Origin of the sequence: Saliphagus sp. LR7, from assembly GCF_003344565.1 — an archaeon.
Taxonomy (GTDB): Archaea; Halobacteriota; Halobacteria; order Halobacteriales; family Natrialbaceae; genus Saliphagus; species Saliphagus infecundisoli.
Window position 1 is genome coordinate 135338 of record NZ_QPND01000006.1, and the last position, 21461, is coordinate 156798.

At 69.0% G+C, this 21461-nt stretch carries 20 protein-coding genes; 14 read left to right on the plus strand and 6 right to left on the minus strand.

Translation table 11 applies throughout. The annotated features are described in order from the left end of the window. The first annotated feature begins 79 nt into the window (after positions 1-79). A complete protein-coding gene (locus DVH23_RS10580; protein WP_114577397.1) occupies positions 80-2416 on the plus strand; it encodes a glycoside hydrolase N-terminal domain-containing protein in 2337 nt (778 codons plus the stop codon). Between the two features lie 45 nt (positions 2417-2461). Here DVH23_RS10580 and DVH23_RS10585 read toward each other — a convergent pair whose 3' ends face one another. The 5 genes from DVH23_RS10585 to mvk all read right to left on the minus strand — a co-directional run bounded on the left by DVH23_RS10585 (position 2462) and on the right by mvk (position 7988). Next, entirely contained in the window at positions 2462-3454 is a 993-nt protein-coding gene (locus tag DVH23_RS10585) for an alpha/beta hydrolase (protein ID WP_114577398.1), read from the minus strand. Positions 3455-3645: 191 nt separating this feature from the next. Continuing rightward, positions 3646-4695 carry a geranylfarnesyl diphosphate synthase gene (idsA3, locus tag DVH23_RS10590; protein ID WP_114577399.1) on the minus strand — a complete coding sequence of 350 codons (1050 nt, stop codon included), beginning with the start codon at positions 4693-4695 and terminating at the stop codon, positions 3646-3648. Position 4696: 1 nt separating this feature from the next. After that, positions 4697-6046, minus strand: a complete 1350-nt coding sequence (locus DVH23_RS10595; RefSeq protein ID WP_114577400.1) for a ribonuclease J — start codon at positions 6044-6046, stop codon at positions 4697-4699. 218 nt (positions 6047-6264) lie between these two features. Further along, complete coding sequence (locus DVH23_RS10600; RefSeq protein WP_114577401.1) at positions 6265-7014, minus strand: isopentenyl phosphate kinase; 750 nt, start codon at positions 7012-7014, stop codon at positions 6265-6267. After that, complete coding sequence (gene mvk / locus DVH23_RS10605) at positions 7011-7988, minus strand: mevalonate kinase (RefSeq protein ID WP_114577402.1); 978 nt, start codon at positions 7986-7988, stop codon at positions 7011-7013. The genes DVH23_RS10600 and mvk overlap by 4 nt, the downstream gene beginning before the upstream one ends. A gap of 89 nt (positions 7989-8077) precedes the next feature. Between mvk and DVH23_RS10610 the strand changes: the two genes are divergently transcribed. The 9 genes from DVH23_RS10610 (at position 8078) to asd (ending at position 16349) form a co-directional block, all read left to right on the plus strand. Next, on the plus strand, positions 8078-9637 hold the full coding sequence (locus tag DVH23_RS10610) for a hypothetical protein (protein ID WP_114577485.1): 1560 nt from the start codon (positions 8078-8080) through the stop codon (positions 9635-9637). 31 nt (positions 9638-9668) lie between these two features. Continuing rightward, positions 9669-10709, plus strand: a complete 1041-nt coding sequence (gene cofD, locus DVH23_RS10615; protein WP_114577403.1) for a 2-phospho-L-lactate transferase — start codon at positions 9669-9671, stop codon at positions 10707-10709. After that, the gene (locus tag DVH23_RS10620; RefSeq protein WP_114577404.1) at positions 10706-11482 is read left to right on the plus strand and encodes a tRNA-dihydrouridine synthase; all 777 of its coding nucleotides are present in this window, start codon (positions 10706-10708) and stop codon (positions 11480-11482) included. The genes cofD and DVH23_RS10620 overlap by 4 nt, the downstream gene beginning before the upstream one ends. Next, complete coding sequence (locus DVH23_RS10625) at positions 11479-12336, plus strand: triphosphoribosyl-dephospho-CoA synthase (RefSeq protein ID WP_114577405.1); 858 nt, start codon at positions 11479-11481, stop codon at positions 12334-12336. Before DVH23_RS10620 ends, DVH23_RS10625 begins: the two co-directional genes overlap by 4 nt. Next, positions 12333-13010, plus strand: coding sequence for a DUF447 domain-containing protein (locus tag DVH23_RS10630; RefSeq protein WP_114577406.1), 678 nt, complete (start codon positions 12333-12335; stop codon positions 13008-13010). Before DVH23_RS10625 ends, DVH23_RS10630 begins: the two co-directional genes overlap by 4 nt. 132 nt (positions 13011-13142) lie before the next feature. After that, positions 13143-13769, plus strand: coding sequence for a cation:proton antiporter (locus DVH23_RS10635; RefSeq protein WP_394342628.1), 627 nt, complete (start codon positions 13143-13145; stop codon positions 13767-13769). A 168-nt stretch (positions 13770-13937) separates the two neighbouring features. Beyond that, a complete protein-coding gene (locus tag DVH23_RS10640) occupies positions 13938-14129 on the plus strand; it encodes a 30S ribosomal protein S17e (protein ID WP_114577407.1) in 192 nt (63 codons plus the stop codon). A gap of 90 nt (positions 14130-14219) precedes the next feature. After that, positions 14220-15203 (plus strand): aldo/keto reductase, encoded by a 984-nt coding sequence (locus DVH23_RS10645; RefSeq protein ID WP_114577486.1) that lies wholly within the window; start codon positions 14220-14222, stop codon positions 15201-15203. Positions 15204-15308: 105 nt separating this feature from the next. Then, positions 15309-16349: an aspartate-semialdehyde dehydrogenase gene (asd, locus tag DVH23_RS10650; RefSeq protein ID WP_114577408.1), complete on the plus strand. Its 1041-nt coding sequence runs from the start codon at positions 15309-15311 to the stop codon at positions 16347-16349. Here asd and DVH23_RS10655 read toward each other — a convergent pair. Beyond that, on the minus strand, positions 16340-16552 hold the full coding sequence (locus tag DVH23_RS10655; RefSeq protein WP_114577409.1) for a hypothetical protein: 213 nt from the start codon (positions 16550-16552) through the stop codon (positions 16340-16342). The two genes, asd and DVH23_RS10655, sit on opposite strands and share 10 nt — an antisense overlap. Before the next feature lie 268 nt (positions 16553-16820). On the opposite strand from DVH23_RS10655, the gene DVH23_RS10660 reads away from it, so the two are divergent. The 4 genes from DVH23_RS10660 (at position 16821) to DVH23_RS10675 (ending at position 21239) form a co-directional block, all read left to right on the plus strand. Further along, entirely contained in the window at positions 16821-17342 is a 522-nt protein-coding gene (locus tag DVH23_RS10660; protein ID WP_114577410.1) for a (2Fe-2S)-binding protein, read from the plus strand. Further along, a complete protein-coding gene (locus DVH23_RS10665; protein WP_114577411.1) occupies positions 17339-19783 on the plus strand; it encodes a xanthine dehydrogenase family protein molybdopterin-binding subunit in 2445 nt (814 codons plus the stop codon). The genes DVH23_RS10660 and DVH23_RS10665 overlap by 4 nt, the downstream gene beginning before the upstream one ends. After that, positions 19780-20667: a xanthine dehydrogenase family protein subunit M gene (locus DVH23_RS10670; protein ID WP_114577412.1), complete on the plus strand. Its 888-nt coding sequence runs from the start codon at positions 19780-19782 to the stop codon at positions 20665-20667. Before DVH23_RS10665 ends, DVH23_RS10670 begins: the two co-directional genes overlap by 4 nt. Positions 20668-20888: 221 nt before the next feature. Further along, complete coding sequence (locus DVH23_RS10675) at positions 20889-21239, plus strand: winged helix-turn-helix transcriptional regulator (protein WP_114577413.1); 351 nt, start codon at positions 20889-20891, stop codon at positions 21237-21239. Positions 21240-21461 lie beyond the last annotated feature (222 nt).

A 21461-nucleotide genomic window follows, 5' to 3' on the forward strand; every position in this document is an offset into this window, starting at 1 on the left:
TCCCCGACACGGGAATCGGGAGTAACGGGGTCGACCGGCGACCCGACCGCTTTTGGCGATCCCCTCGGTCTCTGGAGATATGCCAGACCGCCTCCCGCCGTCGGGCGTCGAGTCGACGCTGTGGTATCGCGAGCCCGCGTCGGGACCTCTCGAGTCGCTCCCCCTGGGCAACGGTCGCCTCGGCGTGCTGACGACCGGCGACCCCGAGGTCGAACGGATCGTCTTCAACGAGGAGTCGCTGTGGGCTGGCGACGCCTCGGGGCTCCAGAACCCCGAGGCCCTCGAGGCGCTCCCAGAGGTCCGGTCGCTGCTCGCCGACGGACGGCCCGCCAAGGCCCAGGCACTCGCCGACGACTGCATGCTTGGCGTCGAACGTCGGTTGCGGCCCTACCAGCGCTTCGGAACGCTCGAGATCGCCCTGGGTCACGAAGACGTCGAGAACTACCGTCGCGAACTCGACCTCGAGACCGGCATCGCGACGGCACGCTACGCCGTCGGCGAGACGACCGTCACGCGGGAGGCGTTCGTCTCCCGGCCCGACGACTGTCTCGTCGCCCGCGTCGAGACCGACGGTCCGGACACCCTCTCGGGAACCGTCGGACTAGAGCGCGAACGCGAAGCCCGGGCCACCGCCGTGGACGACGAACTCCTCCTTCGCGGGCAGATAATCAACCTCCCGCGGACGCCGGACGAACTCGAGGATCAGGGCGTCTCGGGATGGGGAGTTCGGTTCGAGAGCCGCGCCCGTGTGTCGGCGGAGGGCGAGGTCGCCACGGTCGAGGCCGACGGGGACCGTCTGAACGTTGCGGACGCGGAGGCCGTCGAGATCCGACTCGATGCTGCGACGAGTTTCGAGGGGGAGAACCCGACTGCGGCCTGCGAGGCCACGTTGGCCGAGACGAAAGGCCGGTCGTATTCGGAGGTTCGAGCCGGTCACGTCGCCGCCCACCGCGAGCAATTCGAGCGCGTTTCCCTCGACCTCGGCGACCCGATTGCGGAACCGACCGATGACCGCCTTGTCGCCTACGGCGAGCGGGAGGACCCCCACCTCGAGGCGCTCTACTTCCAGTACGGCCGGTACCTGCTGATGGGAAGTTCCCAGCCGGATGGCCTCCCCGCGACCCTCCAGGGGATCTGGAACTGGGAGTTCGAGCCGCCGTGGAACTCGGGGTATACGATCAACGTCAATCTCGAGATGAACTACTGGCCGGCGGAGGTCTGTAACCTCGCGGAGTGTGCCGAACCGCTCCACGATCTCGTCTATGGTCTGCGCGAGGACGGCCGCCGGACCGCCCGCGAACACTACGACTGCCGGGGCTGGGTCGCCCACCACAACACGGACCCGTGGGGCCACACGACTCCCGTAGACGGCGCCCGCTGGGGGCTGTGGCCGACGGGCGGGGCGTGGCTCTGCCGGCACCTCTGGGAACACTATCGATTCACCCGCGACGAGGCGTTTCTCCGCAGGGGCTATCCGACGATGCGCGAGGCCGCCGAGTTCTTCCTCGACTTCCTCGCCGAGGACGAAGACGGCTCCCTTGTGACGACTCCCTCACTTTCCCCGGAGAACGCCTACGTCGGTCCCGACGGCGACGAGGTAACCATGGCGGTCGCGCCGACGATGGACGTCCAGTTGCTCGCCGATTTATTCACTGACTGTGCGGCGGCCGCGGACGTCCTCTCTCGCGACGAAGAACTCGCCGAGGAACTCCGCGTCGCGGCCGACCGGCTCCCGCCGATGGAAGTCGGGGACGACGGCCAGCTCAAAGAGTGGCGGGACGACCACGAGGAGGCCGAGCCCGGCCACCGCCACATCTCCCACCTCTACGCGTCCCACCCGGGTGAGCGGATCACGCCCCGGGGAACCCCGGAGCTGGCCGAAGCAGTCGAAACGAGCCTCGAGCGCCGCCTCGAAAACGGCGGCGGCCACACCGGCTGGAGCCGTGCCTGGCTGATCAACCAGTTCGCCCGGCTTGAGGACGGCGAGGAGGCCTACGCCCACCTCCGCGAACTGCTGGTCAGCTCGACGGCGTCGAACCTCTTCGACCTCCATCCGCCCTTTCAGATCGACGGCAACTTCGGCGGCACGGCCGGCATCACGGAGATGCTCCTCGGGAGCCACGCCGGCGAGCTCCGGCTCCTGCCCGCGCTCCCCGACGCCTGGTCTGCGGGCTCGGTCGAGGGGCTGTGCGCCCGCGGGGGGTTCGAGGTCGATCTGGCGTGGACCGGGGGCACTCTCGACCGGGCGACCATCCGCTCTGCGGCGGGCAATCGGTGTCGCGTTCGGACCTCCGACGATCACACGTACGAAGTGGTGGCCGACGGCGACCCCGTTCCCGTCGAGCGGCCGGAGCCGAACGTGCTCGCCTTCGGGACGGTCCCCGGCCAGCGCCTCGAACTCCGGCCGCAGTCGTAATCTCGCCATCGTCACCGCCGGGGTCCCCGACGCCCGATCGTGGCCTCACCCGATGGTCTCCTCAAGGAACTGCCGGATCGCGTCGGGACCGGCCGGCGGAAGCTCCGGTATGAGCGGGCGGAGCGTCCCGCCCTCGGTCGCGTGGGTCGTCTCGTGGACCGACTGGGCGGGCGTCGGTTCTCCGGTCAGGAGGGCCATCGCCGTCCGTTCGGAGTCGATCGACTCGACGTCGTCGGCCCAGACGTGGTTCAGGCCGTGTAGCTCGTAGCTGACGGCGTCGACCCCGGCCTCGGCGAGCGCGTCGAAGAAGCGTCGGCTCTGTTCGACGCCGACGACCTCGTCCTCGCGGCCATGCATGAGCAGGATCGGCGGACTGTCGGCCGTGACGTGGGCCACCGGGCTGGCCCCCTCGTACCGCTCGGGGTACTCGGCGCGAGACCCGCCCATGAGCAGCGCCATCAGGCCGTCGCCGCCCTCGGCCGCCAGCCCGACGTCGGAGACGCCGTACCAGCTCACGACCGCCTGGATCGCACCCGACTCTCCGGGTGCGACCGTCCTCGTTACGTCGTCGGCATAGGCGTCGCCGAGGTCGAGAACGTCGTCGACGACGCCCGCGAGGGAAGCAAGGTGGCCGCCCGCCGACGCCCCCCACGCGGCGACCCGCTCGGCGTCGTAGCCGTAGTCGTCGGCGTGGGCCCGCAGCCACCGGATCCCGGCTTTCACGTCGACGAAGTGATCCGGGAACGTCCCTCGAGGAGTCGGGTTCGAGGGGTCGAACATCCTCGAAAGCTCGCTCCCGTCGGGGACCTCTTGGAGGCGATAGCTCACGCTCGCGATGGCAACGCCCCACTCGGCGGCGTACCGTTCGGGCTCGGGGACGTTCTCGCGCGTTTCGGCGACCCAGCCCCCGCCGTGGACATAGACGACCAGCGGCGGGTACTCGACCGGGGGGACGTAGAGGTCGAGTTTCAGTTCGTCGCCGTCGCGATCGGCATACGTGATCCCGTCGTGGACGGTGACGCTGTCGGTATCGGTCATGGGGAGCCCCTGGGCGCCGGACCGTATAGAACTCCGTCCTCCGGCATCGTCGGCCGACGGCCCGCGATCGGCACGAGCCAACCGCGAAACTGAAGGCTACGGGGTCCTCGGCTCGGACGGTCGTCGGTACCGTGGCACGTCGGTCTCCGGAGCGGTTCCCCCGCCTCGAGAACGAGGATCGGGCGAGCGGCTCAGTAGCCGCGCTCGATCAGGTAGTCCGCGAGGTCCTCCAAGAGCCCGCGGGCCTCGTTGTCGGGGAGGACTTTCAGCCGATCCTTCCCTCGGTCGGCGAGCGTCCGGGCCATCCCGTTTGCGTACTCGATCGATCCCGCCGACTCGAGTTCGGCGACGGCGTCGTCGATCTCGCCTTCGGTGACGCGGTCGACGTCCTCGGTGTCGACCAGGCCCTCGATGTCGACGCCGTGCTGGCGGGCGTGGACGGTGATCAGGGTCTGTTTTTCCTCGACCAGATCGCTGCCGCGCTGTTTGCCGAGTTTCTCGCTCGGCACGGTCAGATCGAGGACGTCGTCCTGGATCTGGAACGCACGGCCGACGTCGAGGCCGTAGCCCGACAGCGCCTCGATCGTCTCGTCGTCGGCACCCATCAGGATCGCAGGGAGGGAGGCCGAGGCCGCGTAGAGGACGGCGGTCTTCTGTTCGATCATCTCGAGGTACTCCTCGGTCGTGACCTCGCCGCGGGCCTCGAAGCTGACGTCCAGCGACTGGCCCTCGCAGATCCGGGTACAGGTCGTCGCGAGTACCTCCAGGGCCTCGACGGCCCGATCGGGTGGCGCGCCGGTCTCGAGCATGATCTCGAAGGCCTTCGAGTAGAGGGTGTCGCCCGCGAGGATCGCGGTCTCGACGTCGTACTCGCGGTGGACCGCGGGGACGCCCCGCCGGAGGTCGTCGTCGTCCATGATGTCGTCGTGGATCAGGGTGAACGACTGGATGACCTCGACGCTGACGGCGGCGGCCATCAGATCGATCGTCCTCCCGTCGAGGCCGGGAAACCGGCGGTAGGGCGTCGAGAGCGGCGAGACGTCCGCGAGGGCCTCGCCCGTCGTCAGGAGGACGGTCGGACGGAGGCGCTTCCCGCCGGCGTCGAGCAGGTATCGCGAGGCTTCATAGAGCCGCTCGGGGCGGACGATCGGGAGCTCCTCGGGGATCGCCCGGTTGACCCGTTCGCGGCGCTCGCCGACCGCCTCGAGCACCGCCCGTTCGCGCGCCTCTGGGGAGGTCATATCAGTCGACGATCGAGATCAGGTTCCCGTTGCGGGTGACGTGGATGTCCCGACCCATCTGGTAGCCCTGATTCGAGGCCAGATCGACGTACCCCGAGAAACCCTTCAGGTCCTGGTGGGCGGGGATGATGTGCTGGGGCTGGAGGGCGTCTAGCATCTCGTAGTGGCCCTCCTGACAGAGGTGGCCGGAGACGTGGATCTCGTCGTAGACGCGCGCGCCCTGCATCCCGAGGAGGCGCTCGGCCTGATAGCGCTGGCCCTCGTTGGTCGGCTCGGGGATCACGCGAGCCGAGAAGACGACCTTGTCGCCGTCGTCCAGTTCGTAGGGGGTCTCGCCTCTGGCCATCCGGGTGAGCATCGCGCGGGGTTCGCCCTGGTGGCCGGTGACGACGGGGAGGAAGTTCTCCTTGCCCTCGTTCATGATCCGTTTGAACGTGCGGTCGACGGACTTGCGGTGGCCGAACATCCCCAGATCCGAGGGGAAGTCGACGAAGTCCAGCCGTTCTGCGGTCCCGGAATACTTCTCCATCGACCGGCCGAGCAGGACGGGTTGGCGGCCGATGTCCTTCGCGAACTCGACCAGCGAGGTCACCCGCGAGATGTGGCTTGAGAACGTCGTCGCGACGATCCCACCGTCGTAGTCCTCCATGCTGTAGAGGACGTCACGGAGGTGTTCGCGGGCGACGTTCTCGCTGGGCGTCCGCCCTTTCTTGTTCGCGTTGGTACAGTCCTCGATGTAACACAGCACGCCGTTGTCCTCGCGGCCGATCTCACGGAAGCGCTTCATGTCGATCGGGTCCTGGATCACCGGCGAGTGGTCCATGCGCTTGTCGAGGCCGTAGACGATCGCGCCCTCGGGCGTGTGGAGCACGGGATTGATCGCGTCGATGATCGAGTGGGTGACGTGGACGAACTCGAGTTCGACGCCGTGGTCGCCGATGGTCATCGACTCGCCGCCGGACATCTTCACGAGGTCGTTCTCGACGCCGAACTTCTGTTCGCCCTCGATCTGCTGTTTGACCAGTTCGATCGTGAAGGGGGTCGCGACGACCGGCGCGTCGTACCGGTGGGCGAGCTTTGAGATGGCACCGATGTGGTCTAAGTGGCCGTGGGTCGGTACGATGGCCTTCACGTCGCCCTCCAGGTCGCTCATGATCCGATCGTCGGGGATCGCGCCCATGTCGATCAGATCCAGACTGTGCATCCGCTCGGTCTCGACGTTGTCGTGGATCAGAACCTGCGAGAGGTTCAGCCCCATATCGAAGATGACGATGTCGTTACCGGCGCGGACGGCAGTCATCTGCCGCCCGACTTCCTCGTATCCGCCTATCGTTGCGATTTCGATTTCCATTGGTGTAAACACACTCACCGAAACGGTCCGCGGACTCCCGGTCTCCTGGCCGGCCCGTCACCGGGACGGCCATTCGGTCCCGCTATGCGCTCGCGACCGAGCGCACTTGCCCGCGGGTCTCGATGATCGGCGCTATGCTCCCCGCGGTTAAAAACACAGTGGGTTCGCCGGCCGACGGAATCCGTCTCAGCGATCCGCGTCGTCAGCGACCTACCCGCTCAGCCGACGGTCGTCCCGACGTCCTCGCCCGCGAGAAACCCCTCGAGTCCCTCGAGCCCGAAGATCGACGCAGGCGTCTCGAGGCCGAGCAGGGTCTCGACTTTCCCCCGCATTCCGCCGGTGACGTCCGTCGACTCGCTTCCTCCGAGCACCGACTCGACGTCCGCGAGGGAGTCGATCCGATCGACGACCCTCTCGTCGTCGAGGACGCCGGGAACCGTCGAGCAGAGCCCGACGCGGTCGGCGTCGAGCCCGCGTGCGAGTTCGGCGACGAGTTCGTCGCCGCTGACGACCGTCGCGCCCCGGCCGGCGTGGGTAACCATGTCGCCCTGGACGACGGGGACGAACCCCTCTTCGAGCATCGTCTCGACGCTCTCCGTGGGGAGCGCGAGGTCGCCCCCCTGATTTCGTGCCGCGAGCGAGAGCGGGTAGACCGGGAGGGCCTCGACGCCGCGTTCGAGGAGGGCCCGCCGGACGAAGCCGTTCAGCGCCGTCATCGCGGCGTGGATCTCGGTGACGGCCCCGGCGTCGTCGGTCCCGGCCGTCGTCGTCACTCCATGAGCGTCGGCGGCGGGGTGGCCGAAGCTGCCGCCGCCGTGGACGACGACGAGTCCCCCGTCGGTTTCTGTGGAGTCCGAGACCGCATCGGCGATCGCCGCCGCGGCCCGCTCCAGGCTCTCGCCGTCTACCGTCTCCGCCCGATCTTTGTCCGTAATGACGCTCCCGCCGAGTTTGAGCACGGTCGTCATCGCCGGACCCCCTCCTCGGCGAGTTCCGCCCGGAATACCTCCTCGCAGGCGGGAGTGAGCTCGAGGGCGGTCTCGACTTCCTCCATGTGATCGAGCGCGACGATCGAGCCGCCCCCGCCCGCGCCCGTGAGCTTCGCGCCGAGGGCGCCGGCCTCCCGGGCGGCCCACACCATCGAGTCGAGCGAGCGCGCGGAAACGCCCAGCGCCGATAGCAGGCCGTGATTGAAGTCCATCAGCCTGCCGACCTCCTCGATGTTCCCGTCGGCGAGGGCGGCCTCGCCCTCCCGGACGAGGTCGCCGATCGCGCCCACGGTGTCGGAAGCGAAGCCGTACTCCTCGCGCAGCGCCCCGACGCCGGCGACGAGTTCGCCGGTCTCGCCGGCACCGCCGTCGAAGCCGACGACCAGCGGGAGGTCGGGGGCCTCGATCCGCCGGCAGTCGTCGCCCTCGACGCGGACCGCACCCCCCGAAGTGACACAGAAGGTGTCGGCGCGGGAGGCCTGGCCATCCTGGACTTCGTACTCGGTCCGGAAGGCACGCTCGGCGAGTTCCGCCCTGTCGAGTTCGTGGCCGAGCTCGCGGGTCGCGGCGTCGATCGTCGCGACGACGACCGCCGCAGAGGAGCCGAGGCCGCCACCGAGGGGGATCTCGCTCTCGATGAGGACGTCGAAGCCCGCGTCCTCGCCGGCGGCGTCTCGAGCCTGGGCGATCGCCTCGTCGACGTAGGCGGTCGCGGCCGACACCAGGCCATCGGAGACGTCGATCTCGGGGCCGTCGGTCCCGCCCGCGCCGTACTCGACGGCGAAGCCGTCGATCGTGAGGTCCGCGGCTTCGACCCGGAGGCGGTCGTCCGAGCGGCGCTCGACGGAGACAGTGGCCCGACGTTCGATCGCACAGGGGACTGCGGGTTCGCCGTAGACGACGGCGTGTTCCCCGAAGAGATAGACCTTCCCGGGGGCGGTAGAGCGAGTCATGGCCGGCCGTAGGGGCGAGGGTCGTTTATATCCCGTCGATCGGGGATAACTGCATTCAAGTCCGGCGACCGAGAGTGGCGAGTACGAAGATGCCCGGGGAGGAACTCGCGGCGCGGGTCGGGGAGGTGCTCGCGGTCGATCCCGAGGAGTACCGACGGCGGGCCGGGGCCGACGCCGACTGGATCAAAGGCGAGATCCACGACGGGACGTTCGACAACCCCCAGGCGATCGTCGGCCTCGAGTACGAGTTCTACGCTGTCGGCGCCGACGGGTGCGCTCTTCGGCGGATGCCCCGCCGACTGCTGGAGCTGATCGGCTTCGAGAAGGAACTCGGGCTCCACAACGCCGAGATGACGACCAGCCCCCAGCCGTTGAACGCCGACGGCCTTCTCGCCCAGGAAGCCGAGGTCAAGTCCCGACTCCGGACGGCCGTCGACGTCACGCGCACGGAGGGGATGGCGCTGGTCAGCGACGCACTCTGGACGATCCCGCCCGACGGCGAGACCGCCCGGGGGTACCTCACCGACAGCGTCGAGCGGACGGTCGGCGACGACGAACGCCCGATCCGGGTCGCGACGAACATGAGCGCGGCGGCACGCTACCACGCGATGGCGAACACGGATCAGGCCGAGACCGCAGGAATGCGCATCGAGGCGCCCAACGTCTCGCTTTCCGCGGACACCGTGATGCCCGAGAGCCTGATCACCTCGATCCAGCCCCACTACCAGGTCCCCCACGCCGTCGACCTCCCCGACTACTTCAACTACGCCCTGCGGATCGCCGCCCCGCTGCTCGCGCTGGGCGTCAACAGCCCCTTCTTCCCGCCCGACCTCTACGACGAGGGCGCGAGCGCCGAGGAGATCCTGGCTGAAGCGTGGATGGAACACCGGATCAGCGTCTTCGAGACGACCCTCAACGACCCCGCCGCCGGCGCCGGGAAGGTCCGGTTCCCGCGCGACCTCGAGACCGCCGCCCAGGCCGTAGACCGGATCGTCGACGACGACACCATCGTCCCGATGCCGGTCTCGGAGGGCGGGCGGTTCGACGATCGGTTCGCACATTTCCGGCGGAAACACGGCACCTACTGGCGGTGGGTCCGGCCCGTCTTCGACGGCTCGAGCCGATCGGCGGCGAACGCCCGCATCGAGTTCCGCCCGATCCCGGCCCAGCCCACGGTCAGGGATTCGATTTCCTTCCAGGCGGCGTTCGCGGGCCTGCTCGAGAGCCTCACCCGGCTCGAACACCCCGTCGTCGATCTCGACTGGGAGATCGCTCGCGAGAACTTCTACGCCGCGATGCGGGAGGGGCTCTCGGCCGATCTCGTCTGGATCACGAACGACGGCGACCGGACGAGGGATCGAAAACGGATCTACGAGGACCTCCTCGCCCACGCCGAGGACGGCCTCTCGAGCCGGGGCCTGAGCGAGGACGCCGCCGCGAAGTACCTCTACCCGCTCCGCCGGCGGGTCCGCCAGGGGGTGACGCCCGCGAGCTGGAAACGCGACCAGGTCGCCGCCCGCCTCGACGAGGGAAGCGATCTCGAGGGGGCGATCACGGGGATGCAGCGGGCGTACATCGACCGCCAGGCCGAGACCCTTCTGGAGGGGAGTTTCGCCGAGTGGATCGGCAGCGAGGGATCGGGGTCGTAACCCATTAACCGGAGCCGGCGGTAGGACCCGTATGGTAACCGTTCTCTCCGGGGGGACCGGAACGCCGAAGCTGTTGGAGGGGACCGGGTCCGGGAGAGTCGATGCTGCGGGAGGCGAAGGTCCGTTTTCCTCCGAGACCCTGACGATCGTCGCCAACACCGGCGACGACATCGAACTCGGGGGCCTGCTCGTCTCGCCGGACATCGACACGCTGCTCTTTCAGGGCGGCGACGTGCTGGATCGGGAGTACTGGTGGGGGATCGAGGGCGACACCCACCGGACGAACGAGGCGCTGTTCGAGCTCGCGAGCGAGGCGGGGCTGTCCGAGGGTCCCCAGTACCTCCCCGAGAAGGCCCAGACGGCGGGCCGGCGACTCGCCCGCTGGCGGCGCTTTTCGGGGATCGCGGAGTTCATGACGATCGGCGACCGCGACCGGGCGGTCCACATCACCCGGACGAGCCTCATCGATCGAGGGGAAACGCTGACCGAGGCGACTCGAGTTCTGGGGGAGGCCGTCGGCGCCGAAAGCGAGATCCTGCCGATGAGCGACGATCCCGTCGCGACCATCGTCCACACCCCCGAGGGAGCAATGCACTTCCAGGAGTACTGGGTCGGCCGCGAAGGCGAGCCGACCGTCGAGGACGTCGAGTTCCGGGGCAGCGAGGAGGCCGCCCCGACCGACGCCGTTCTGGAGGCCCTGACGGAGCCGGTCGTGATCGGCCCCTCGAACCCCGTGACGAGCGTCGGCCCGATCCTCTCGGTGCCGGGCGTTCGCGAGGCCCTCGCCGAAACGACGGTCGTCGCGGTCTCCCCCTTCCTCGCGGGCGAGGCCTTTTCGGGACCTGCAGCGGAGCTCATGCGCGCGACCGGCCGCGAGCCGACGACGGCGGGGCTGGCCGAGGCCTACCCCTTCGCCGACGCCGTCGTCGTCGATTCGGGCGATGGCGGTGACCTCCCGGTCCCGACGGTCGAGACCAACATCCGGATCGACGGCGAGGCGGACGCGAGGCGGGTCCGGGAGGCCGCTCTCCGCGCGATCGAGCGGGTCCGGGAAGGGGATGGGAATCGATGACCGACTTTGCCCCGCGGCTCGCGCTCGCGAGTCTCAGCGGCGAGTCCGACGCCGACTGGGCGCAGGCGGGGGGCGAGCACGCCGACGCCGCGGTCCTGGGCGGGATCGCCCTCGATTCGCCCTCGAGGGCCGCCGCCAGAAAACTGGTCGCCCGCGGGCGAAGCGAGTTCCTCCCCCGGGAGCCAGCCGCCTTCGTCGACCGACAGCTCGCTTCCCTCGAGGACGCGCCGATCCGGGCCGGGATCAACGTCCGGTCGGCGACGCCCGATCCTCTCGAGGAAGTCGCCCGGATCTGCGAGGACCGGGGCGCGTTCCTCGAAATCAACGCCCACTGCCGCCAGGACGAACTCCGCGCCGTGGGCTGTGGGGAGTCCCTGCTCGCCGACACCCCCCGACTCGCCGAGTACGTCCGGACCGCCACAGAGGCGGCGGACGTCCCGGTCGGGGTCAAGGTCCGAACCGAGGTTCCGGGGGTCGATCTCCCGGCGCTGGCGGGGGTTCTCGAGGACGCGGGTGCGAGCTATCTCCACGTCGATGCGATGGACTCGGAGGGGCTGGTCGCCGACGTCCGAGCGGCCTGCGGACTGTACCTGATCGCGAACAACGGCGTCCGCGGGCGCGAAGCGGTCGCGGAGTACCGATCCTACGGAGCGGACGCGGTCAGCGTCGGTCGGCCGAGCGACGACCCCACGGTCCTGGCGCGCGTCCGCGAGGCCGTCGATCGGGAGTTCGACCCCGAGGGGATCGAACCGCCCGCGGAACCGGAGCCATGACCCGGTCGCCCGCCGAGACCGCCCAGCTCGCCCTCCTGCTCGAGGTCAGCGCGACCCCGAAACCCGGAAACGTCGATCGCGAGCGCGATCTCTCCGGCCTCCGGTATGACCACTTCCTCGCGGGTGCCGTCGGGTCGCGGGAGGGCCTCGAGTTGGCCGGCGAGGGCGCCCCCGTCGGGAGCGCGTTCGAACGCGCGGTCGCCGGGATGGGGTGCCAGGAGGGGGGCAACACCCAGTTCGGCTCGCTGCTCCTGTTGGTTCCGCTGGTCCGGGCCGCAAGTGGCCGCGAAGTGACGCCCGCCGGCGTCCGCGAGGTCGTCGAGGGGACGACGGTCGAGGACGCCGCCGGCTTCTACCGGGCGTTCGACCACACCGACGTCCGCGTCGGCGAGCCGCCCGAGGGGATGGAGCCCCTCGACGTCCGCCGGGGCAGCGAGGCGGTCCCCGCCGTCGAGGAGCGGGGGCTCACGCTGCTCGAGGTGATGACGGCGAGCGTGCCCGGCGACGACATCGCCCGCGAGTGGACCGAGGGGTTCGAGCGCTCGTTCCGGGCTGCAGGGGTGATCGGCGGGACCGAGGGGACGCCCTCCGAGCGGGCCGCGGCCGCCTTCCTCTCCGCGCTCGCCGACCGCCCGGACACGCTCGTCGCGACCAAACACGGAGAGAGGGTAGCCGAGGAGGTCCGCGAGCGGGCGGCGGAACTCGACGAGCGCTCCGCGCTCGACACGGAGCCCGAGGCCGTCGAGGCGTTCGCCGACGACCTCGTTTCGCGGGGAGTGAATCCGGGGACCACCGCGGATCTGGTCTGTGCGGGGCTGTTCGTCGCGCTCGATCGGGGTGAGCTGGTCGTATGAGCGGAGACGATGGTGGGTGCGAGCGGGCGGACGAGGGGGTACCCGGCGAAGAAGCAGACGGGCTCGAGGGCGAGCCCTGCGAGGGGTGGCCCGTTTCCCTCGCGGGCGTCACCGAGTCCCTCGTGGCGACCCGCGGGCCGAACGGACTGTGGAACGTCGCCGCGCTCGGGCTGTTCGCCGGCGAGGCGGTCACGGCGCGCACCTGGGGGAACACCCGGACCCAGCGGAACTTTCACCGGGAGGGCGAGGGGTACGTCCAGTTCACGCGCGACCCCGTGGCCTTCGCCGACGCCGCCCTCTCGATCGTCGAGGAAGCGGAGCCGGTGATCGACGCCACGGACGCCTGGGCTCGGGTGCGCGCCGAGCGAGCGGGGTCGGGAACCGACGGCGGGACGCGGTGGGTCGAGTGGACCCTCGTGCCCGTCGAGGCCGCGATCGAGCGCGAGACGGTGGTGCCGATCAACCGCGGCTTCGGAGCCGTGATCGAGGCGACCGTCGCGGCCTCGCGCCTCGACGTCCCGGGCTACGACGAGACGGTCCTCGTCGACCGGCTCGCCCACTGCGTGTCGGTGGTCGACCGGACGGGCGGGCCACGCGAACTGGAGGCGCTCTCGCGGGTGCGTCGACACTCGACGTGGGAGCCGGCGGCCGCCGACGAACACGACTGGCTGTAGGTCGCACGACGACGGCCCGGCGGCCCACGAGATGCCACGAGGATTTTACCGCTGGGAGCCGTAGTTCGCGGTTCATGGTCGCCGTGACAGCCGAGACGGACGGCTCCGAGCGGCGGAGAGGGTGGTGAACCGGTGTCCATCCCCGTCGATCTCGATCCGCTGCTCACGCGGGTCGAACTTCCCCCCGATCCGGCGCCACAGGTGGCCCGGCTGCTCGTCCTCGCCGCGGCGGTCACCGCGTTCGCGACGGCCGATTCGGTGTTCTCGGAGGCCGGCATCGTGGCCGCGGCGACCGCGGGATTCGTCCTCGGCAACGTCGAGTTACCCCACCAAGAGAGCGTTCACCGGTTCAAGCGGGACGTGACCGTCCTCGTCCTCTCGTTCGTCTTCATCGCGCTCGCGGCGCTGCTCGAGTTCTCCGAACTGCTCGCGCTCGGCGTCGCCGGTCTCGCGGTCGTCGCGGTGGTGATGGTCGTGCTCCGCCCGCTTGCCGTCTTCGTCTCGACGATCGGCTGTGGGTTCACGGTCCGCGAGCGCCTGTTCGTCGGCGCGATCGGTCCGCGCGGGATCATCCCCGCCTTGGTCGCCACGCTGTTCGCCATCCGCCTCGAGACGGGGGCGCCTCCCTCGGATCCGGCGGGCGCGGACGTCCTGCTCGGGACGGTGTTTCTGGTCATCCTCGTGACCGTCGTCGTCGAGACGGGCTTTGCGAGATGGATCGGCGCTGCACTCGGCGTGGTTCGATCCGTCGACGAGTGATCGGGGAGACGCAGTGGATCGCCGAGTCCGAGTCACCTGGTCCGACCGCACGAACTGGCCCACGACGCCCCGGAGGCCGAACTGCGGGCGTCGAACCGGACGGCGAAGGCCCTAATCGATTCGGCAGAAATGGTGCCTATTAAGGCCCTCAGGGAGAGAGCTTCCCCCATGGCCATCAAACCTGCCTACGTCAAGAAGACGGGGAACCTGCTCCTAGAGCGGTACCCGGAGGCGTTCACCACCGACTTCGAGCAGAACAAAGACAGTGTCATGAAGCTCACCAACATCGAGTCCAAGGGCGTCCGGAACCGGGTCGCGGGCTACGTCACCCGCAAGAAGGGCAGCGAAGTCCCCGCCTGAACGCGAGTTCTCGACGAGCCCGTCCTCCGGTAGCTGAAGGACTATAGCCGTCCGGCCACAACGTCGGGTATGGACACGGCAGAGACCGATATCGACGAGCGTGCGCTCGGGACGACCGGCTACGACGTCACAGAGGTCGGCATGGGAACCTGGAACGTCGGTTCAGACTGGGGAGAGGTTAGCGAGGACGAAGGTCGAGAAGCGATCCGGGCCGCTCTCGACGCCGGTATCACCTTCCTGGACACCGCCGACGTCTACGGCGACGGCCGCAGCGAGCGACTGATCCGGGAGGTCCTGGCCGACCACGACGCGGAGCCGGTCGTCGCGACCAAGGCCGGCCGACGGCTCGACCCCCACGTCGCCGCCGACTACGACCGCGAGCATTTAGAGAAGTTCGTCGATCGAAGCCTCGAGAACCTGGGGGTCGAGACGCTGGATCTCCTCCAACTGCACTGCCCGCCGACGGACGCCTACTACCAGCCCGAGACGTTCGAGGCGCTTTCGGGCCTCGTCGACGAGGGGAAAATCGCCCACTACGGCGTCAGCGTCGAGCGCTGCGAGGAAGGGCTCAAAGCGATCGAGTACCCCGGCGTCGAGACGGTCCAGATCATCGCAAATCCATTGCGCCAGCGCCCGACGGAACTGTTCTTCCGGGAGGCCGATCGCCGCGACGTCGGGGTCATCGTCCGGGTTCCCCTCGCCTCCGGGTTGTTGACGGGCGCCCTCGACGCCGACACTGAGTTCCCCGAGGACGACCACCGCAACTACAACCGCGACGGCGACGCCTTCGACGTCGGCGAGACCTTCGCGGGAGTTCCCTACGAGGTCGGCCTCGAGGCCGTCGACGAACTCCGGCCCGCAGTACCGGAGGAGTGGTCGATGGCCCAGTTCACCCTCCGGTGGATCCTCGATTTCGATGCAGTGACGACGGTGATTCCGGGGTCGACGAACCCCGAGCACGTCCGGGCGAACGCCGCGGCCTCGAGGTTGCGGTCGCTGTCGGACGAGGAGCGGGCGACGGTGACCGAGGTCTACGACGAGTCCGTCCGCGAGCACGTCCACCACCGGTGGTGACCGCCGGTCGATAGCTGTCGGGAATCGCCGTCCGGCGCCGGCGCCGGGGAGTCGATACTGGCCCGAACCCAAACGTCTTTGCGCCACCGTCCCCGACCCCGGGCAATGACAGTACGAGTCGGCGTTCTCGGCGCCACCGGCGCGGTCGGACAGCGCCTGATCCAGCTTTTAGAACCCCATCCCGAGTTCGAGATCGCGGCCCTGACAGCAAGCGACGAGAGCGCGGGCCACCCCTACCGCGACGTCGCGAAGTGGCGCATCGACACCCCCATCCCCGAGGAGGTCGGCGAGATGACCGTCACCGCGACCACTCCCGAAGCAGTGCCCGACGACGTCCCCCTGCTCTTTTCGTCGCTGCCCTCGAGCGTCGGCGCGAAAGTCGAAACCCCGTTCTGTGAGGCCGGCTACGTCGTCTCCTCGAACTCCTCGAACGCCCGGATGGAGTCCGACGTCCCGCTCGTGATCCCGGAGGTCAACGGGGATCACTTCGAGGCCCTCGAGATCCAGCGCGAGGAGCGCGGGTGGGACGGCGCGCTCGTCAAGAACCCGAACTGCTCGACGATCACGTTCGTTCCGACGCTCGCCGCCCTCGCCGAGGCGGGTATTGGCCTCGAGACGGTCCACGTCGCGACCCTCCAGGCGGTCTCGGGGGCGGGCTACGACGGCGTCACGTCGATGGAGATCATCGACAACGCCATCCCCCACATCGGCAGCGAGGAGGCCAAACTCGAGACCGAGTCCCGCAAACTGCTCGGGGAGTTCGACGGCACCGCGCTCGCCGATCACGAAATGGAGGTTGCCGCGTCCTGCAACCGGATCCCGACGATCGACGGCCACCTCGAGAACGTCTGGATCGAGACGAGCGAGGACCCCTCCCCCGAAGAGGTTCGGGAGGCGTTTGCGGAGTACCCATCGCTTTCGCTTCACTCCTCGCCCGAGCCGCTCATCCACGTCTTCGAGGACCCCGAACGGCCCCAGCCCCGCCTCGACCGAACCGTCGGCGACGGGATGGCGATCGCCGCCGGCGGCGTCCGCGAATCGACGTTCGGCATCCAGTACAACTGCCTCGCCCACAACACGCTTCGAGGTGCTGCCGGCGCGAGCGTGTTGAACGGCGAGCTGTTGGTCGAAGAGGGCTACGTCTGAGCGTCCTGAGCGGCGGCGTACTCGAGGATCTTCGGCGTCACCGCTCCGTCGAGGACCGCGATCGCGAGCGCGACGTAGCGGGCGACGCCGTCGAGGTAGAGGATCGCGACGGCGATGATGACGATGGCTCCCGAGAGACCGATCCCGTAGCGAAAGAGCGGGTTCTCGAAGGGGTGTCCCGCTTCGGAGTCGACGGTGCCCATGGGCCGAAGTTGTGAGTTATCCGATATAATAGTTTCGGAGGCGTGCGATCGTCGAGACTGGGTCCGCGACGGCCATCAGCCGATCGCAGCCGGCAAGCGCGCCGCCGATCCATTGCAAAGAACTATAATTATATAGGTGGGGTGTAGAGTGGTGTATGTGTACAATCTTCACTGAGTTCGGAGACGCCGATGCCAAGGCCCCGAGCGAGCCGACGGTCCCCGGGAGAGCCGGCTCGAGCGAGCGACCCGAGGCGTCCCGGCCACGACCATGACCGACCACGAGATCACGCTGACGGTAAACGGGACCGACCACGAGCTCTCGGTGGAGCCACGGACCCTGCTCGTCCACGCGCTCCGGGACGAACTCGGCTATACGGGGACGAACGTCGGCTGTGAGACCACTACCTGCGGGGCCTGTACGGTCCACATGGACGGCGAGGCCGTCAAGTCCTGTACGGTGCTCGCGGTCCAGGCCGACGGCGAGCGGATCGAGACCGTCGAGGGGCTCGAGAGCGGTGACGACTACCATCCGATCCAGGAGGGGTTCCGGGAGGAACACGGCCTCCAGTGTGGCTACTGCACTCCCGGGATGATGATGACGGCGACCGATCTCCTCAGGGAGAACCCCGACCCCTCCCGCGAGGAGATCCGCGAGGGGTTAGAGGGGAACCTCTGTCGGTGTACGGGCTATCAGAACATCGTCAACGCCGTCGAGAACGCCGCCGCCGAGCTGGACGAACCGGTGGCCGACGGCGGCGAGGTCCGCTGGCCGGGGGGTGAAGGCGAGTGACGATCGACTCGATGGACCCCGAAGAGGTCGACGCCGCCGACATCCTCGGCTCGGCGATCGAACGCCGGGAGGACCCCGCGCTCATCACCGGCGACGCCGAGTACACCGACGACATCCAGCGTCCGGGGATGGCCCACATGGCCGTCGCCCGGAGCCAGTACGGCCACGCCGATCTAGAGGGCGTCGATACGAGCGCGGCCGAGGAGATGGAGGGCGTCGTCGCGACGTACACCCACGAGGACCTCCACGGAGAGGACACGCCCGAAGGCGGGTCGTTCTCGCTGCCGACCGGCTGGCTGCTCGACAGTTTAGAGCAGGTCGATCACCCGATCCTGGCCGACGGCCGCGTTCGCTACCAGGGCGATGCGATCGCGGTCGTCGTCGCCGAGGACCGCTATACGGCCCGCGACGCGGCCGAGGCCGTCTCCGTCGACTACGGCCGCCGGGACGCCGTCACCGACCCCAGGGAGGCACTCGACGAGGGCGCTCCCGCGCTCCACGGCGAGGACAACGTCGCCTTCGACTGGGAACTCGGGGATAGCGACGCGACCGACGAGGCGTTCGAGTCGGCGTCGCATACGGTCTCGATCGACGTCGAGAACCAGTTGCTGGTCCCGAACGCGATGGAGCCCCGTGCGGCGGTCGCCGACTACAGTCCCGGCTCCGAGGAACTCGAGGTGTTCATGACCTCCCAGAACCCCCACCTCCACCGGCTGCTGATGTCGGGGGTCATCGGCCACCCCGAGCACAAACTCCGGGTCAAGGCCCCGGAGGTCGGCGGCGGCTTCGGGAGCAAGATCCACCACTACGCCGACGAGGCCCTCGCCGCCTGGATCGCCAAGGACCTGGAGCGTCCGGTCAAGTGGACCGCGACACGCACGGAGACGTACGTCACCGACGCCCAGGGACGGGGCCATCGGACGGAGGCCGAACTCGCGATGGACGACGACGGGAGGATCACGGGCCTGCGGGTGGACACGAAGGCGAACCTCGGGGCCTACCTCTCGACGTTCGCCCCCGCGGTACCGACCTGGCTCTACGGCACCCTGCTCTCGGGCCAGTACGACATCCCCGCGATCCACTGTTCGGTGACCGGCGCGTTCACGAACGTTCCGCCGGTCGACGCCTACCGGGGCGCCGGCCGCCCGGAGGCCTCCTTCGTCGTCGAGCGCCTGGCCCATCTCGGCGCCCGCGAGGTCGACATGGACCCCGCGGAGTTCCGCCGGCTGAACTTCGTTCCCGCGGACGAATTCCCCTACGAGACCCAGGTCGCCGTCGTCTACGACAGCGGCGACTACGAGAAGCCTCTCGACAAGGCCCTCGAGATGGTCGACTACGACTCGTTCCGCGAGCGCCAGGAGCAAGCCCGCGAGGAAGGTCGGTATCTGGGGATCGGCTTCTCCTGTTACATCGAGGCCTGCGGGCTCGCCCCCTCGGAACTCGCCGGCCAACTGGGTGCCCAGGCCGGCCTCTGGGAGTCCAGTCTCGTCCGCTTCCATCCCTCCGGGACGGTCACCGCCTTCTGTGGCACCTCGGGGCACGGGCAGGGTCACGCGACGACGTACGCCCAGATCGTCGCCAACGAGCTCGGCATCCCCTACGACGACGTCGAGGTCGTCGAGGGCGACACCGACGAGATCCCACACGGGATGGGCACCTACGGCTCCCGGTCGGCGGCCGTCGGCGGGAGCTCGCTCGTCAAGAGTTCGGAAAAGCTCGTCGAGAAGGCAAAGGAAATCGCGGCCCACCAGCTCGAGGCCGATCCCGACGATATCGAGTTCGAGGCCGGCGAGTTCCGGCTTGCCGGCGCGCCCGACCGCTCGCTAGGGATCAAGGAGGTCGCCGAGCAGTCCTACCTCGCCCACGACATGCCCGAGGAGATGGAGCCGGGGCTCGAGGCCACCTCCTTTTACGACCCGGACAACTTCGTCTTCCCGTTTGGCACCCACGTCGCGGTCGTGGAGGTCGATCCCGACTCGGGGGAGATCGAGTTCGAGCAATACGCCGCGGTCGACGACGTCGGCAACCAGATCAACCCCAAGATCGTCGAGGGCCAGATCCACGGCGGGATCGCCCAGGGGATCGGCCAGGCCCTCTACGAGGGCGCCGAGTACGACGAGAACGCACAGTTGCTGACCGGCTCGATGCAGGACTACGCGGTCCCGAAGACCTACCACATCCCCGAGATGGAGACCGACTCCACCGTGACCGAGAGCCCGCACAACCCCCTGGGAGTGAAAGGTGTCGGCGAGGCCGGCACCATCGCGGCCCCCCAGGCCGTCGTCAACGCCGTCGCCGACGCCCTCGAACCCTTTGGCGTCGAGGGCATCGAGATGCCGCTGACCGCCGAACGGGTCTGGGAGGCGACGAACGGACGGGCGACCACGGACGGCGGGTCCCCGCCTGGCGAGGGCGACGACGAGGGAGGTGAGAAGCGATGATTCCTGACGGGTTCGACTACCACGAGCCGGAAACGACCGCCGAAGCGATCGAGCTCTTGGAGGAACACGGCGACGCGGAGACCGAGCTACTGGCGGGCGGCCACAGCCTGCTCCCGGCGATGAAAAGCGGGCTCTCGAGTCCCGACATCCTGATCGACATCGGCGGGATCGAAGAGCTCACCGGCGTCACGGCCGACGGCGGGACGCTTACCATCGGCGCGATGACGAGCTACAGCGACGTTTTAGACGCCGAAGCCGCCCGCGAGCACGCGCCCGCGCTGACCGCGGCGGTCGAGCAGGTCGGCGACCGGCAGGTCCGCAACCGGGGGACCGTCGGGGGCAACGTCGCCCACGCCGACCCCGCTTCGGACCTCCCCGGCGCGGTGCTCGTCTCGGATGCGACGATGGTCGTCCAGGGACCCGACGGCGAGCGCGACGTGCCCGCCGAGGAGTTCTACCTGGGAATGTACGCGACCGACATCGGTCCCGACGAGCTCCTGACCCGGATCGAGGTCCCCTCGGCCGCCGGCGCCGTCGGCACCTACGTCAAGCGAGCGAGCCCCTCCTCGGGGTACGCGATGGTCGGCGTCGCCGCCCTGCTTTCGGTCGAGGACGGAGCCGCCGAGACGGTCCGCGTCGGCGCCAGCGGCGTGATGGACCGGGGGGTCCGGCTCGAGGGCGTCGAGGACGCCCTGGCGGGTGGCTCCGTCGACGAGGAGACGATCGAGGCCGCAGCCGCCCGCGCGGGCGAGGGCCTCGACACGGCGCTGATGATGGACGACCTGCGAGCCTCGGGGGAGTTCCGGGCACAGCTCCTCGAGGTGTACACCGAACGGGCGCTCGCCGAAGCGAACGCCGACCTCGCGGCGCCGGCCGCCGACTGAACCCGGACCGCCGGGGAGACGACGTCCCGATCGACGGGACGACCGTCACCCGGTCGTCCGACCCAGCGCCGGGTTCTCCGGGGATCGAACGCGACCGATCGCAGTCCCGACTCCGCCGTCGTTCGTCACTGCCGCGGAAAACAGCCGTTACAGATAGCGTTCCGGCGTTGGCAACGCAAATAGCCAGAAGACCTATTATCGAGGAGGGAGTACGATGACCGATGAAACTCCGACGACCCACGGACTTCCTGATCCTGGCGGCCTTAGAGGAGACGGGACGCAACGTCGCGACGAACCTCCAGGCCCACACGGACAAGAGCCGCAAGAACATCAACACCCGCCTGCCCGTCCTCGAGGACTACGGACTGGTCAGAAAGATCGGCCCCGCCGAACGCTCGGGCCTCTACGAGATCACTCAAACGGGGAAAGCCGCGCTGGTCTACCGGGACCAGTACGACGAGGTCGACGACTTCGCGACCCTCCTCGAAGGCCCCACCGCCGACGCCGGCCAGGAAAGCGCCGAGGCCGCCTTCGTCCGCGGCGAACTCGAGGACGAGGAGACCGAGGAGTAGGCGTCCCCGCCGAAGGGGCGACGTGTACGACAGCGAACGGCCCGAGTTTTTCCGAGGGAGTCCGTCGAGAGCCGTGCGACCGGCTCGGGCTCGTCGCCGGAGCCGACCCTGAATATGCCGACCGCAGGGCTATACATCTGCTCTCCCTCGGTCGATACGCACGACCTTTCCCACCACCGTTCCCAGGGTCGTGCCGAACCGGAGATATCTGCCCGGGCGAGA